At 72.7% G+C, this 15,440-nt stretch carries 11 protein-coding genes; 1 reads left to right on the forward strand and 10 read right to left on the reverse strand.

Annotation, left to right across the window (positions count from 1 at the left end; genetic code table 11):
- Positions 1-18: 18 nt before the first annotated feature.
- From ACFFHC_RS03030 to ileS, 9 genes are all read right to left on the reverse strand, one after another.
- A complete protein-coding gene (locus ACFFHC_RS03030) occupies positions 19-2,283 on the reverse strand; it encodes a peptidoglycan D,D-transpeptidase FtsI family protein (protein WP_141494352.1) in 2,265 nt (754 codons plus the stop codon).
- Positions 2,283-2,771, reverse strand: coding sequence for a rod shape-determining protein MreD (gene mreD / locus ACFFHC_RS03035; RefSeq protein ID WP_070706250.1), 489 nt, complete (start codon positions 2,769-2,771; stop codon positions 2,283-2,285). The genes ACFFHC_RS03030 and mreD overlap by 1 nt, the downstream gene beginning before the upstream one ends.
- Positions 2,771-3,973: a rod shape-determining protein MreC gene (mreC, locus tag ACFFHC_RS03040; RefSeq protein WP_070706249.1), complete on the reverse strand. Its 1,203-nt coding sequence runs from the start codon at positions 3,971-3,973 to the stop codon at positions 2,771-2,773. The genes mreD and mreC overlap by 1 nt, the downstream gene beginning before the upstream one ends.
- Positions 3,973-5,004 carry a rod shape-determining protein gene (locus ACFFHC_RS03045; protein WP_070706248.1) on the reverse strand — a complete coding sequence of 344 codons (1,032 nt, stop codon included), beginning with the start codon at positions 5,002-5,004 and terminating at the stop codon, positions 3,973-3,975. The genes mreC and ACFFHC_RS03045 overlap by 1 nt, the downstream gene beginning before the upstream one ends.
- A gap of 80 nt (positions 5,005-5,084) precedes the next feature.
- On the reverse strand, positions 5,085-5,537 hold the full coding sequence (gene ndk, locus ACFFHC_RS03050) for a nucleoside-diphosphate kinase (protein ID WP_070706247.1): 453 nt from the start codon (positions 5,535-5,537) through the stop codon (positions 5,085-5,087).
- 97 nt (positions 5,538-5,634) lie between these two features.
- Positions 5,635-6,480: an undecaprenyl-diphosphate phosphatase gene (locus ACFFHC_RS03055; RefSeq protein WP_070706246.1), complete on the reverse strand. Its 846-nt coding sequence runs from the start codon at positions 6,478-6,480 to the stop codon at positions 5,635-5,637.
- Complete coding sequence (locus tag ACFFHC_RS03060; RefSeq protein WP_237769857.1) at positions 6,480-6,911, reverse strand: DUF4233 domain-containing protein; 432 nt, start codon at positions 6,909-6,911, stop codon at positions 6,480-6,482. Before ACFFHC_RS03060 ends, ACFFHC_RS03055 begins: the two co-directional genes overlap by 1 nt.
- Positions 6,912-6,933: 22 nt before the next feature.
- The gene (locus tag ACFFHC_RS03065) at positions 6,934-8,316 is read right to left on the reverse strand and encodes a bifunctional folylpolyglutamate synthase/dihydrofolate synthase (RefSeq protein WP_070706245.1); all 1,383 of its coding nucleotides are present in this window, start codon (positions 8,314-8,316) and stop codon (positions 6,934-6,936) included.
- The gene (gene ileS / locus ACFFHC_RS03070; RefSeq protein WP_379802930.1) at positions 8,313-11,699 is read right to left on the reverse strand and encodes an isoleucine--tRNA ligase; all 3,387 of its coding nucleotides are present in this window, start codon (positions 11,697-11,699) and stop codon (positions 8,313-8,315) included. Before ileS ends, ACFFHC_RS03065 begins: the two co-directional genes overlap by 4 nt.
- 343 nt (positions 11,700-12,042) lie before the next feature.
- On the opposite strand from ileS, the gene valS reads away from it, so the two are divergent.
- On the forward strand, positions 12,043-14,694 hold the full coding sequence (valS, locus tag ACFFHC_RS03075; protein ID WP_070706258.1) for a valine--tRNA ligase: 2,652 nt from the start codon (positions 12,043-12,045) through the stop codon (positions 14,692-14,694).
- Between the two features lie 85 nt (positions 14,695-14,779).
- Here valS and ACFFHC_RS03080 read toward each other — a convergent pair whose 3' ends face one another.
- Positions 14,780-15,406 (reverse strand): hypothetical protein, encoded by a 627-nt coding sequence (locus tag ACFFHC_RS03080; protein WP_070706243.1) that lies wholly within the window; start codon positions 15,404-15,406, stop codon positions 14,780-14,782.
- Positions 15,407-15,440: the final 34 nt, after the last annotated feature.

Genomic DNA, 15,440 nt, shown 5'->3' on the forward strand with positions numbered 1-15,440 from the left:
CGGCAAGGTGTCACCTTATCACTGACGGGTGCGCCCCACGGCCGCCTCCGGGGCGGCCGACGCCGACGGGTTCTCCGTGGGCGCGTCGGCGGGTGCCCCGCCGTCCTGGAACTCCGTGTCCACCGGCCCCACGAGGGACTCCTTGGTGACGTCCTTGACGGTCACGGTCCGGGCCTTGGCCTCCTCGGCGCGCTTCGTGGCGGCCTCGATGTCGGCCTTCGTGTCGGCCGACGAGACGGGGGCGTCCGCTCCGTTGGCCTCGAGCAGGCCCTGCGTCTTCATCGTGTTCCAGATGGAGCGCGCGACCGGCGCCGCGTACTCGCTACCGGTTCCCGAGTCGCCGAGCACCACGAGCACCACGTACTTCGACTTCTGACCGGCGTCGTAGCTGACGAACCAGGAGGTGGGCGCCTGGTTGGCCACCTCAGCGGTCCCCGTCTTGCCGGCCAGGGGGTGGCGCGCGTTGTCCCAGTCCTTGAAGGCCCACGACGCGGTACCCCGGGTCATCACGCCCTCGAGGCCCTCGCGGAGCACTCGCAGCGACTCCTCGGTGAAGCCGACCCGCTGGCGGACGGTGGTGTCGTAGGTCTTGGCGACCTTGCCGTCGACGTCCACCGCCTCCTTGGCCAGCCGCGGCTCGATGACGTTGCCCCCGTTGGCGATGGCGGCGTAGACCACGGCCATCTGCAGGGGGGTGGTGGAGACGTCACCCTGGCCGATGGAGAAGTTCACCGCGTCACCGCCGCGGTACTGGTACCCACGCAGGCAGAACTCCTGCGCGCTCTCCTTGAGCTCCTTGCGCTTCTGGGCGTCGGGCACCTCCTTCTTGGTGTACCCGGTCTCCGCCCGCTTGCAGTAGCCCTCCTTGAGGGACTCCCAGTAGGCCAGCTTCCACTCGCGGTCCGGGATGCGGCCGGCCGACTCGTGCGGGAGGTCGATGCCGGTGCGCGAGCCCAGGCCGAAGCCGCGGGCCATCTCCACGTAGGGGTCGGCCACGTCCTTGGCGTTGAGGCCGCCCAGTCCGCGCCAGGTGCGGAAGGACCAGCGGTAGAAGGCGGTGTCGCAGGAGACCTCGATGATCTGCTGCAGCGTGAGGTCGCCGTGCTCCTTGGACTCGAAGTTGCGGAAGTAGCGGTCACCGATCTTGACGCGGGCCGGGCAGCTGTACATCTCCTTCGCGTCCAGCCCCTGGCTGAAGGCGGTCGGCAGCGAGACGGCCTTGAAGGTCGAGGCCGGCGGGAAGACCGAGGAGACGAGCTTGTTCGTCAGCGGCACCCCACCGTCCTCGTCCACCAGCTGCTCCAGCTGCTGGGAGTCCACGCCGCCCTTCCAGACCTCCGGGTTGTAGCCCGGCAGGCTCGCCGAGGCGACCACTCCCCCGGTCTCGACGTCCATGACCAGCGCAGCACCGGTCTTGGCGCTGCCCTTGTCGCCCGGCTGGGTCGCCCCGTTCTTGCGCGCCGCGGCCTGGCTGGCCTGCGCGAGTGCCTCCTCGGCCACGCGCTGCACCTCCGGGACCAGGTGGGTGCGCACGTCCAGACCGGCCTGCGGCTCGGTGTGGCTGATCTCCTCGAGGAAGCGGCCGGCCGGGGAGACGGCCACCTTGGTGACGCCGTTGCGGCCGCGCAGGTCGCCGTCGTAGAAGGCCTCCAGCCCGTCGCGGCCGATCATGGCCGTGGACTGCAGGTCGTCGCGCCCCTTGAGGTCCTCGGCGCTCACGCGCGTCAGGTAGCCCAAGGTCTGGGCCGCCAGGGCACCCTTCGGCTTGGGCCAGCCGCGCTCGGCGGTGGCGTCCACCTTGACGCCCGGGTAGTCCTCGGGGCGCTCCAGCAGCGGCAGCAGCTTCACCGGGTCCACGCCCTGGGCCATGGTGATGGGCTGGTAGGCGCCACCGGAGTTGCAGCGCGGCGGGCGGGGCGCGTCCTTGGCGCCGCAGGTGCGGGTGCGGCCCCACAGCGTGTCGGGGTCCTGCCCCAGCTCGGTGGCCACGGCCTCCACGATGCCGCGCCCCTTGTCCTCCTGCTCGCGCATCACCTGCGGGTCGATGGTCACCGTGGAGTGCGCCACGTTGCGCACGAAGGGGGTGCCGTCGGCGGCCAGGATGCGGCCACGCACCGCCGGGTGCACGATCGAGCGGGTGTTGGTGGTCTGCGCCGCGGTCGCGTACCGGTCGTGCTGCACCACCTGCATCTGGGCCATGCGTCCACCGAGCACGAGCAGCGCCACGAGCACCAGCACCCCCATGATCACGGTGCGGCGGCGGGCGGTCCTCAGGATCTGCATCACGTGGCGTTCCTCGTCAGGGCAGCGTTCTCCAGGTGCATCAGGGTGGGCACCACCACCACGCCCAGCAGCGCGGTGAGCAGCCAGGCCCACGGGTCGACGGTGTCGCCGGTCGGCTTCTGCAGGGCCAGGGCCATGACCCAGCGCACGCCCTGCACGGCCAGCGCCGCCACGGCGACGGTCACCGAGGTGAGCAACCACGAGCGGCGCACGGTGGCCGCGAAGGAGCCGGCCGCCCAGGCCACCAGGCCGTAGGTGAGGGCGGTGGCACCGGCCACCCCGGCGCCCGGCGGCACGAGGTCCACCAGCCAGCCGGCCACCAGGCCCCACACGAGGCCCGACCGCGCACCACGCAGCAGGGCCACTGCCAGCACCACGAGCAGCAGCAGGTCCGGCGCGGGGAAGGACACCCGCGGCAGCAGACCGGTGGTCACGACCGCCAGCAGCACCATGGCCACGACGCGGATGAGGCCGATCATGAAACGCATCACGGGGCTCCGGTGGGGGTCGGCGAGGCGGGCTGGGCGTCCGGGCGGGCGGCGTCGCTCGGGGCGTCGGTGGGCTGGTCCACCGGGGCCGAGGGGTCCACGAGCACCGACTCGTCGTCGCTCGGGTTGCCGTCCAGCGGACCGGTCTGGTCCCCGCTGGAGGACGGCTGGGAGGACGGGTCCGCCGAGGCGTCACCGCCCGGCGAGGCGTCCGGGCCCGACGGGCTGGGCTGCGACTCCGGCAGCGTGGTGGTCTCGCGCGAGCGGTCGCGCTCGGCGGTGCTCAGCACGCCCACCACCTCGAGAGTGGAGACCTGCACCCCGGGGCGCACCACGGCCGTCTCCTGGAGCTGGCCCTTGTCCGGGTCGATCGAGGCCACGCGGCCGACGGCCACGCCGGAGACGAACGGGCTGTTGGCCCCACCCAGCGTGGTGAGCAGGTCACCCTCCTTGAAGGTGCCCGGCTCGAAGGCCTGCAGGGTCAGCTGGTTGGCCTGGCGGGCGGGCGTGCCGGGGGGCGCGGTGGCCGAGAGCACCCCCATCGCGCCGGAGGAGGAGCGGACGCCCAGGGACAGCGCCGGGTCACCGAGGACCATCACCTCGCTCGTCCAGTCGGTCACCGAGACAACGCGGCCCACCAGGCCCCGGCGGGAGACCACGGTGAGGTCGGGCTCCACGCCGTCGCGCGAGCCCACGTCGAGGGTGACGCGGCGGTCCGGCGAGGTGGCCGTGGCCGCGGTGAACCCGATGACGCGGGCCGGGGTCAGCTCACGTCCGGCCACCACCTCGGAGTCGAACAGCCCCACGGCGGCGGAGTCCAGCCGGTTCTTCTCGCGCTGGGCGCGCAGCTCGTCGGCCAGACGGTCGCGCTCGGACTCCACGGCCTGCAGCTCGTCGGTGGGCGGCACCACCATCGCGCGCTGCAGGGGGGCGAAGGCCACCTCCGAGGCACTGCGCACGGGGTCGAGCACCGCCGGGGACACCGCGTCGACCCCCACGGCGGCGAGGGTGAGGGCCAGGGCCGCCAGGGGCCCCGCCCACGCGCGGCGCTCGGCGGAGCGGTCCCGCTGCTGCATGCCCAGCCGGCGGCCGGTGAGGCCCTCCCGGCGGACCACGCCCACGGGGACGCGGCGCTGGGAGTCACCCCGGCGCCGGCCCCGCACCCGACGGTCACCGGAGTACGGACGGATGCGGTCGGCCATCAGTACCGCTGCTCCCCGACCACGATGCGGCGCAGGCGCGCCAGGTCGTCGATGCACCGCCCCGCACCGCGGATCACCGCCCGCTGCGGGTCCTTGGCCACGTGCACCGGCAGGGCCAGCTCGCGGGAGAGGCGCTGGTCGATGCCGCGCAGCAGGGCCACCCCACCGGTGAGCACCACGCCACGGCCGGTGACGTCACCGGCCAGGTCCGGCGGGCACTGGTCCACCAGGCTGCGGGCGAAGGCGGCGATGCCGTCCAGCGGCGCCGCCATGGCCTCGCGGACCGCGGCCCCGGTGACGTCCACCGTCTCGGGCAGGCCGGTGCGCAGGTCACGGCCGTGCACGCGGGCCGTGGCCTCCTCGCGCTGCGGCACCGCCGAGCCCACCTGGGCCACGAGGTCCTGGGCCGTGCGCTCCCCCAGCAGCAGGTGGTGCTCGGTGCGCAGCCAGTCGCGGACGGCCTCGCTGAGGTCGTCACCGCCCACCCGGGCCGAGCCCGAACGGACGATGCCGCCCAGGGCCGTGATGGCCCCGTCGGCGGTGCCGCCGCCGAGGTCGAGCACCATCGAGGCCTGCTCGTCGTTGACCGGCAGCCCGGCCCCGATGGCCGCGACCATGCCCTGCTCCACGATGAAGACCTCGCGGGCGCCGGAGCGCAGGACCGTCTCCTCGACGGCGCGGCGCTCCACGGCGGTGATCTGCGAGGGGGTGGCGACCACCACGCGGGGGCGGTTCAGCCAGCTGGAGTGCACCTGGTCGACGAAGGTGCGCAGCATCGACTCGGCGACGTCCGCGTCGACGATCACGCCGTCGCGGACCGGGCGCATGATGTGCACGTGCGCCGGGGTACGGCCGATGAGGCCGCGGGCGCGCTCACCGGCGGCGAGCACCTTGCCCGTGCCCCCCTCGACCGCCAGCAGCGACGGCTCGTCCAGGGCGATGCCCCTGCCCTTGCGCCAGATCCGGGTCCGCGAGGTCCCCAGGTCCACCGCCAGGTCACCACCGCGCAGGCGCTGCCAACTCGAAGTCATGGGCGGCATCGTATGTCCCTCCCGAGACCGCCGGCCGGAGAACCGGCCGGCGGAGCCCGCTTCCGTGGGCGTCAGGGAGGTCACACCCCCTGCGGGAACCAGATGGCGATCTCGCGCTCGGCGGACTCCGGCGAGTCCGAGCCGTGCACGATGTTCTGCTGCACCTTCAGGCCCCAGTCACGACCCAGGTCGCCGCGGATGGAGCCCGGGGCCGCCTCGGTGGGGTTGGTGGCACCGGCCAGCGCACGGAAGCCGGGGATGCAGCCGTGGCCCTCCACGACGGCGGCCACCAGCGGGCCGGAGGCCATGAACTCCATGAGCGGCTCGTAGAAGGGCTTGCCCTCGTGCTCGGCGTAGTGGGCGGCCAACTGCTCACGGGTGGCCTCCACCACCGTCAGGGCGGCCAGGCGGTAGCCCTTGGCCTCGATGCGGGCCAGCACCTGTCCGGTGAGGCCGCGGCGGTAGCCGTCGGGCTTCACCAGCACCAGGGATCGCTCGATGGTCTCGTTCGTGTCAGCTGCAGTCGTGGTCACGGACCCACCCTAGCCAGCGAGCCGACGGCGCCCGTGGGGGCACCGCCGGCTCGCCGGTCGTGCAGGGGCGCGGCCCCCGCGTCGGGGCGTCCGCGACTCAGGCGCCCGTCGCCGAGAGCGTGCCGGTGCCCAGCAGGCCGAAGAGCACCAGGGCCAGCACGATGCGGTACACCACGAAGGCGGTGAAGTCGTGGCTCGAGATGTAGCGCAGCAGCCAGGCGATGACCGCGTAGCCCACGACGAAGCTGATGAGCGTGGCCACGACGATCGGGCCCCACTGCGGCGCCACCGGGTCGTCGGCGATCTTCACCACCTGCATGAGGCCCGAGGCCAGCACCGCCGGGATGGCCAGCAGGAACGAGTAGCGGGCGGCGGCCACACGCGAGTAGCCCATGAACAGACCACCGGCGATGGTGCCACCGGAGCGCGAGACGCCCGGGATGAGCGCCAGGGACTGCCACAGGCCGAACTTCAGGCCGTCGCCCCAGCTGAGCTGCTGGAGCTCCTTGGCCTCGCCCTGCGGACGGCGCGCGGCCAGCCGGTCGGCCACGCCGATCACCAGGGCGAACACCAGCAGCATCGAGGCGGTGAGCCACAGGTTGCGCAGCTTGGTCTCGATGAGGTCCTGGAAGAGCACGCCGAGCAGGCCGATCGGCAGGGTGCCCACGATCACCAGCCACCCCATCCGCACGTCCGGGTCGCTGTGCGGCACCTTCCCGGCCAACGCCTTGAACCACTTGGTGACGATGGTGGCGATGTCCTTGCGGAAGTAGATGAGCACCGCGGCCTCGGTGCCCAGCTGCGTGATGGCGGTGAACGCCGCTCCGGGGTCCTCGTCACCGAAGAACCGCCCCACCACCGACAGGTGCGCGCTGGAGGAGATGGGCAGGAACTCCGTGAGCCCCTGCACCAGTCCCAGCACGATCGCCTCGAGCCAACCCATCACCGACCACCTTCCGTGGAGTTCTCCTGCGCGGCCCCGGTGCCGCCGTGGCGGGCGGCGAACTGCCGGGTGAGCTCATCCATGCGGTGACCCCAGTAGAGCGCGGCCACCCACAGCCCGAGGAAGATCGCGGCGACCACGAACATCGCCGGCTCCACCAGGCCGCACAGGACGGTGAGCACCTGCAGGACCCACCCGAGGGTGACGCCCCAGCGGCGCTTGAGCACCACCATCGTCACCAGGCAGGCCACGGCCAACGCCGACCCGCCGACGAGGTAGGACGTGGAATGCACGTCACCCCGAGCGTGGGCCAGCGCCCGTGCGGTGAGGGCACCGAAGAAGACGGCGAAGGACTGGAAGAACAGGGTGACGCTGGTGAACCGGCGGGACATCTTGCCCAGCGGACCGACCACGGGGATGGGTGAACTCACGAGGGGGATCCTCCCACGCGGGTCACGAGACGTCCGTGGTGCCCAGCAGCATCCGCACGTCCGCAGCCGTGTGGATGCTGCCGGTGGCGATGACGCCGCCGCTCACGCCGCCCTCGTCGGCCAGCGAGCCGGCGAGGTCGAGCGCGTCGGGCAGGTTCTCGACCACGGTCACCATGTCGTCGCCGAGCAGCTCCCGGGCCAAACGGCCGAGCGCCTCGGGCTCCATGGAGCGCGGGCTGGAGTTGCGCGAGACCACGAGGTGGTCCACCGCCGGGGCCAGCGCGGAGAGCATGCCCTCGGCGTCCTTGTCCTCGAAGACCGCCACCAGGCCCACCAGGCGGGCGAAGGTGAAGGACTCCTCCAGGGCGCGGGCCAGGGTCTCCATGCCGTGCGGGTTGTGCGCGGAGTCGACCACCACGGTCGGCGAGCGCCGCACCACCTCGAGCCGGCCGGGCGCGGTCATGCCGGCCACGGCCTCGCGGAGCAGCTCGGGGTCCAGCGGCTGCTGGCCGTCACCGAGGAAGGACTCCACGGCGGCCACCGCCAGGGCCAGGTTCTGCGCCTGGTGCTGGCCGAAGAGTGGCAGCACGAGTTCGTCGTACTCCCCCGCCAGCCCGCGGATGCCGACGAGCTGGCCACCGACGGCCACGTCGTGCTCGGTGACGCCGAAGTCGACGCCGGCCGTGGCCAGGCGGGCGCCGGCGGCCTCCACCGCGTCGGCGACGACGGCGCGCGCCTCCTCGGCCTGCTCGGCCACCACCACCCGCGCCCCGGGCTTGACGATGCCGGCCTTCTCGGCGGCGATGGACTGCACGTCGCCCCCGAGGTAGCGCTCGTGGTCCAGCCCGATGGGGGTGATGACCGCGACGTCGCCGTCGGCCACGTTGGTGGCGTCCCAGCGGCCGCCGAGGCCGACCTCGATGACGGCGACGTCCACCGGGGCGTCGGCGAAGGCGGCCAGGGCGAGCACGGCGATGCACTCGAAGTAGCTCAGCGGCGGGCCGCCGGCGGCCTCGCTCTCGGCGTCGACGATGGCGATGAAGGGCGCCACGTCGTCCCACACCTCGAGGAAGTGCCGCGGGTCGATGGGCGCACCGTCGATGCTGATGCGCTCCAGCGGGTCGTGCAGGTGCGGGGAGGTGAAGCGCCCCGTGCGCAGCCCGGTCTCCCGCAGGATGCGCTCCACCATCCGGGTGGTGGAGGTCTTGCCGTTGGTGCCGGTCAGGTGCACCACCCGGTAGGTGCGCTGCGGGTCGCCCAGCAGCTCCATGCAGCGGGCCACCCGGTCCAGGGTGGGCACCACGTCGCTCTCGGGCATGCGGGCCATGAGCGCCTGGGTGACCTCCCGCACGCGGCGAGTGGTCTCCAGGTTCTCGGCGGCCTCTCGGCGGGGGTCGGCGCTCATGCGCGGGACTCCTTGCGGCGCAGCAGCACGGTGACGGTGCGGCCCTCGCCGAGGTCCACCTCGCCACGGTGCCAGTCGCCGCCGGCCGGCAGCGGGGTGTCCGGACCGCCGGCGCCGAACTGCACCGCGAGGGTCTCGTCCATGATGAGCTGCTGGTGGGCCACGGCCGCGGCCCACACCTGCTCGTCGCCCACCACGGTGAGCGAGATGCGGTCGCCCACCGAGAGCCCGGCGGCGCGGCGCTCGCCCTGCACGGCGCGGATGACGTCGCGGGCGGTGCCCTCGGCGGCCAGCTCGTCGGTGACCGTGGTGTCGAGCACCACGAAGCCGCCGCCGGGCAGCACGCCGGTGGCCGTGCCCTCGTCGTCGCCGGAGGTCACGGTCTCCAGGGTGTACTCCCCCTCGACCAAGGCGATGCCGCCGGAGGTGACGGTGCCGTCGGCGTCCACCGACCAGTCACCGGTCTTGGAACCCTTGATGACCGTCTGCACGTCCTTGCCCAGGCGCGGGCCGGCGGCGCGCGCGTTGACCACCAGGCGCTGCTCGACGCCGTAGGAGGCGGCCTCGTCGGAGTCCAGCGCCAGCAGACGCACCTCGCGGACGTTGAGCTCGTCGGCCAGCAGCGCCCCCTGGTCGGCCAGGGCCCGCGGGTCCTCGGTGACCACGGTGAGGCTCTGCAGCGGCAGGCGGGTGCGCAGCGACCGGGTCTTGCGCAGGCCCGAGCCGACGGAGGCCACCTGGCGGGCGGTCCCCATCGCGGCGGCCAGCGCCGGGTCGCTCGGGAAGTCCGCGGCGTCCGGCCAGTCGGCCAGGTGCACCGACTCGCCGCCGGTGAGCCCGCGCCAGATCTCCTCGGTGGCGAAGGGCAGGAGCGGGGCGGCCACGCGGCACACCGTCTCGAGCACCGTGTAGAGGGTGTCGAAGCAGGCGGTGTCGGTGCCCTCCCAGAAGCGGTCGCGGGACCGGCGGATGTACCAATTGGTGAGGGTGTCCAGGAAGTCGCGGACCAGCTCGCAGCCGCGGGCCAGGTCGTTGGCGTCCATGCACTCGGTCACCTCGCGTACCAGCGTGCCGGTGGCGTCCAGCACGTAGCGGTCCAGCGGGTCGGTCGAGGCCGTGGACCACTGGGCGCGGTGCCCGCCCTCGCCGGCGGCGTTGGCGTACATGGCGAAGAAGGACCACGCGTTCCACAGCGGGATCATCACCTGCCGCACGCCGTCGCGGATGCCCTGCTCGGTCACCACGAGGTTGCCGCCGCGCAGGATGGGGCTGCTCATGAGGAACCAGCGCATCGCGTCGGCGCCGTCGCGGTCGAACACCTCGGAGACGTCCGGGTAGTTGCGCAGCGACTTGCTCATCTTCTGGCCGTCGCTGCCCAGCACGATGCCGTGGCAGATGACATTGCTGAACGCCGGGCGGTCGAAGAGCGCGGTGGCCAGCACGTGCATCGTGTAGAACCAGCCGCGGGTCTGGCCGATGTACTCCACGATGAAGTCGGCCGGGAAGTGGTGCTCGAACCACTCGGCGTTCTCGAAGGGCACGTGGTTCTGGGCGTAGGACATCGAGCCCGAGTCGAACCAGACGTCCAGCACGTCCTCCACGCGGCGCATGGTGGAGCCGGTGTGCTCCCCCGGCGCGGCGCCGGCGTTGCGCGGGTCGTCCGGGTTGGGGCGGGTCAGGTGGTCCACCCACGGGCGGTGCAGGTCCACCTCGCCGGCGGCGTTGCGCGGCAGCTCGCCGAAGTCGGCCTCGATGTCGGCCAGCGAGCCGTACACGTCGGTGCGGGGGTACTCGGGGTCGTCGCTCACCCACACCGGCACCGGGGAGCCCCAGTAGCGGTTTCGGGTGATGGACCAGTCGCGGGCGCCCTCGAGCCACTTGCCGAACTGGCCGTGCTTGACGTTCTCCGGCACCCAGGTGATCTGCTCGTTGTTCTCGAGCATCCGGTCCTTGACGTCGGTGACCTTCACGAACCAGGACTCGACGCCCTTGTACATCAGGGGCGTGCGGCAGCGCCAGCAGTGCGGGTAGGAGTGGTCGTAGGTCTCGTGGCGCAGCAGCACGGTGCCCGGGCTCACCGACCCGGTGTCCTGCCCGGCCTGGCCGCCGACCGCCCGGGTGGCGGCCTTGAGGTGGGCGATGATCGGCGCGTTGGCGTCGAACACCTGCAGGCCCGCGTACTCGCCGACCGGGGCGGTGAAGGTGCCGTCGGCGGCCACCGGCATCACCGGCTCGATGCCCTCGCGGTCGGTGACCACCTTGTCGTCCTCACCGAAGGCGCCGGCCGAGTGCACCAGACCCGTACCGTCGGTGGTCGTCACGAAGTCGGCCTCCACCACGCGGTGGGCGTTCTCCTGGCCGCGGTAGTAGCTGAACGGCGGCTCGTAGGAGCGGCCCAGCAGGTCGGCACCCTTGAGGCGCTCCACCACGCGCGAGGCGGGATCCTCGCCGAGCTCGCGCGCGTACGCCTCGAGGCGCGCCTCGGCCACCACGTAGCGCTGGGAGGCGCCGGTCGGGTCGGTGGCGGGGTCGGACTCCACCACCACGTAGTCGATGTCGGGCCCCACCATCACCGCGAGGTTGCTGGGCAGGGTCCACGGGGTGGTCGTCCACACCAGCGCGGTCTCGCCGGTCTCCAGGCGCACGCCGACGGTGACGGCCGGGTCCTGGCGCATCTGGTAGACGTCGTCGTCCATGCGCAGCTCGTGGGCGCTCAGCGGGGTCTGGTCGCGCCAGCAGTAGGGCAGCACGCGGAAGTCCTGGTAGGCCAGCCCCTTCTCGTGGAGCTGCTTGAACGCCCAGATGACGCTCTCCATGTACTCCACGTTGAGGGTCTTGTAGTCGTTCTCGAAGTCGACCCAGCGGCCCATGCGGTGCACGTACGCCTGCCACTCGTCGGTGTACTTCAGCACCGAGGCACGGCACGCGTCGTTGAAGGAGTCGATGCCCTTCTGGAGGATCTCCTCCTTGGTGGTGATGCCCAGCTGGCGCATGGCCTCGAGCTCGGCCGGCAGGCCGTGGGTGTCCCAGCCGAAGCGGCGCTCCACGCGCTGGCCTCGCATGGTGCGGTAGCGCGGCACCACGTCCTTGACGTAGCCGGTGAGCAGGTGGCCGTAGTGCGGCAGGCCGTTGGCGAAGGGCGGCCCGTCGAAGAAGACGTACTCGTTCTCACCGTTGGTCCCTGCGGGGCGGTTCTCCACGCTCTTGCGGAAGGTGTCGCCGGCCTCCCAGTGGCGCAGCACGCCCTGCTCGATCTCCGGGAAGGACGGCGCGGTCACGCCGCTGCCGGGGGCACCGGGGGTGCCGGTGCGCACGATGGGGTACACGCCCGGGCCGGCGGGCGGGGTCTGCTCAGCGGGGGTGGTCTCGGGTGCGGTGCTCATCGCGGCTCCTCGTCTCGTGCCGCACGACCTGGTCGTGCTGCTCGTGCTGCCGAGGACGACACCCACCGACGGCGGGTCCCGCGGTACCACCTCTCTTGCCCGGCCTCCCGTCCGCACCCGGGGGGCGGACGACGGGGACGGGCCCCTTCGTGACGGCTGTCTCGGGCCTACCCGTCCGGGTCTAGTGAGCCCACCTGTGGCCGCCCGTGGGGCGCCCGGTGGGTGGGCCGTTCTTCCGGAAGGCTCCCCGGTGATGGCCGGATCGCTGCCTCTGATACCAGCCTACCGGGTCCCCGGGCCACCAGGGAGCCGACCGCCACCAGCGGGTGCGACAATGCCGCGCATGACCGACTCCTCTGCCGCCCGTCCCGCCCAGCTGCCCGACAAGCCGTCCGTCGACGGCCTCGAGGACCGCTGGACCGCGGTATGGCAGGAGCAGGACACCTACGCGTTCGACCGCGAGCGTGCCGCCTCGCTGCCCCGCGACCAGCGCTTCACCATCGACACCCCGCCGCCCACCGCGTCGGGCTCGCTCCACGTGGGCCACGTCTTCGGCTACACGCAGGCCGACTGCATGGCGCGCTACCACCGCATGACGGGCAAGGAGGTCTTCTACCCCATCGGGTGGGACGACAACGGCCTGCCCACCGAGCGCCGCGTGCAGAACTACTACGGCGTGCGCGGCGACATCAACCAGCCGTACGTGGAGGGCTACGAGCCCCCGCAGCGCGGTGGTGAGGGCAAGTCCGTGAAGGCCGCCGACCAGCAGCCCATCAGCCGCCCCAACTTCATCGAGCTGTGCCACGAACTGACCGTGGAGGACGAGAAGGCCTTCGAGGCGCTCTTCCGCCGCCTGGGCCTCTCGCTGGACTGGAACTTCCAGTACCGCACCATCGACGACAACGCCCGCGCCACCAGCCAGCAGGCCTTCCTGCGCAACCTGGAGCGTGGCGAGGCCTACTCCGCCGAGGCCCCCGGGCTGTGGGACGTCACCTTCCAGACCGCCGTGGCCCAGGCCGAGCTGGAGGCTCGCGACTACCCGGGCGCCTACCACCGGCTGGCCTTCCACGGCCCCGAGGGTGACGTGGAGATCGAGACCACCCGCCCCGAGCTGCTGCCGGCCTGCGTGGCCCTCATCGCCCACCCGGACGACGAGCGCTACCAGCACCTGTTCGGCACCACCGTGCGCACCCCGCTGTACGACGTCGAGGTGCCGGTGGTGGCCCACACCGCCGCCGAGATGGACAAGGGCGCCGGCATCGCCATGTGCTGCACGTTCGGTGACCTCACCGACGTCACCTGGTGGCGCGAGCTGCAGCTGCCGACCCGGTCGGTGATCACCCGCAACGGACGCCTGGTCGGTGAGACGCCCGAGTGGCTCGCCGACTCCCCGGCGGCCGACTTCTACGCCTCCTCGGTGGCCACCAAGACGGTGCACACCGCCCGCGAGAACACGGTCGAGGCCCTGCGCGCCTCCGGGGAGCTCATCGGGGAGCCGCAGAAGACCCAGCGCAAGGCGAACTTCTTCGAGAAGGGCGACAAGCCGCTGGAGATCGTCACCTCGCGCCAGTGGTACATCCGCAACGGCGGGCGCGACGCGGACCTCAACGCCGCCCTCATTGCCCGCGGGCAGGAGGTGGACTTCCACCCGGCCTACATGGAGCGCCGTCACGCCAACTGGATCGAGGGCCTCAACGGCGACTGGCTGGTGAGCCGCCAGCGCTTCTTCGGCGTGCCCTTCCCCATCTGGTACCCGCTGGACGCCGACGGCGAGCCGGACCACGAGCACCCCATCACCCCCGCCGAGGCCGACCTGCCGGTGGACCCGCAGTCCGACACCGCGCCGGGTTACGACGAGTCGCAGCGCGACCAGCCGGGCGGCTTCACCGCCGACCCGGACGTGCTGGACACCTGGGCCACCAGCTCGCTCAGCCCGCAGATCATCGGCGGCTGGCGCAACGACCCCGAGCTGTTCGACCTGGTGTTCCCGATGGACGTGCGCCCGCAGGGCCACGACATCATCCGCACGTGGCTGTTCAGCACCATCGTGCGCGCCCACCACGAGCACGGCTCGGTGCCGTGGCACAACGCCACCCTCAACGGCTGGATCCTGGACCCGGACCGCAAGAAGATGTCCAAGTCCAAGGGCAACGTGGTCACCCCGGTGGACCTGCTCGAGCAGCACGGGTCCGATGCGGTCCGCTACTGGGCGGCCTCGGCCCGCCAGGGCGTGGACACCGCCTTCGACACCCAGCAGATGAAGGTGGGGCGTCGCCTGGCCATCAAGCTGCTCAACGCCTCGAAGTTCGCCCTGGGCTTCGGTGAGGTGGCCGGTGCGCAGACCGCCGAGCAGCTCCTGGCCGCCGTGACCGAGCCGGTGGACCGCTCCCTGTTGGTGGAGCTGGCCGGCGTGGTGGAGCAGGCCACCGCCGGCTTCGAGGCGTGGGACTACACCAAGGCCCTGGAGGTCACCGAGACCTTCTTCTGGTCGTTCTGCGACGACTACCTGGAGCTCGTGAAGTCGCGCGCCTACGGCGCCGAGGACGGGGCCTCCGCCGCCACCACCTCGGCCCGCGCCGCCCTGCGCGTGGCCCTGGACGTCCAGCTGCGCCTGCTGGCGCCCTTCCTGCCGTTCGCCACCGAGGAGGTCTGGAGCTGGTGGCACGCCGGCAGCGTGCACCGCGCGCCGTGGCCCACCACCGGTGAGCTGGCCGTTCCCGGGGTCCAGGAGGGCGACGCGGCCGTGAAGCCGGCCGCGGCGGCCGTGCTCGCCGGCATCCGCAAGGCCAAGTCCGAGGCCAAGATGGGCATGCGCGCCCAGGTGACCGCCATGACCCTGGCCGGCCCGGCCGACCAGCGCGAGGCCGCGCACCGCGCGTGGGAGGACGTCGTCTCCTCGGGCCACGTGGTGTGCGAGGTCACCGAGACCGACGGCGAGACCCTGGAGGTCCGCGACACCGAGCTCGTGAAGGTGGAGAAGCCGAAGAAGGACTGAGGCCCCTCCCCCACGACGACGGCGGCGGTCACCCCACGGGGTGGCCGCCGCCGTCGTGTGCGGGAGCGAGCTCGGCTCCGGGGGCTCAGACGCGGGGGCCGACCACCACCCACGGCACCGGCCAGCCGCCCACCCGCTGGATGCCGGCGGCCAACTCGTCGACGTCGGCCTCCACCACGGTGCCGGCCGCGGGGTCGTAGAGCGCCCAGCGGCCCGCGGCGTCCTCGGCCACCACCGCGACGTGGCGCGGCATCCAGCGCGTGCCCACGTAGAGCAGCGCCGGCTCGTGGGTGCCGGTGCCCGCCAGGGCTCCGGCGAGCTGCTCGGCCCCGCCGGTGCGCACGGCCCGCAGACCGTAGCGGAGGTGCCCCAGCCCCTCGGTGTGCACCACCTGCCGCAGCTCGGCCAGTGCGCCCCACGGCGGGGTCCCCAGCGCCATCGGCCACGGGAAGCGCAGCGCACGGGCCTCCCACGGGTTGTTGGTGCGCCCGAAGGTGGCGAACTCGGTGGTGCGGAAGTCCTGGCCCTCCACCAGGTCGTCGGCGGACGGCAGGGGCATGCGCTCCAGCAGGCGGCGCGCGACCACAAGGCTGGCCGCCCCGCAGGTGACGGGGCTGGACTGGCGCGGCAGCCGCATCCCCACCGCCAGGGTGTCGGGCTGGAGGGCGGCACGGGGGCTCGTGGGGGTGCTGTCGGCGGGCTGGGCGGTCACGTCGGTCTCCTCGCTGTCAGCAGGTCCTCGCCCA

Source organism: Kytococcus schroeteri, from assembly GCF_042433515.1.
In the GTDB taxonomy this organism is placed as follows: domain Bacteria; phylum Actinomycetota; class Actinomycetes; order Actinomycetales; family Dermatophilaceae; genus Kytococcus; species Kytococcus schroeteri.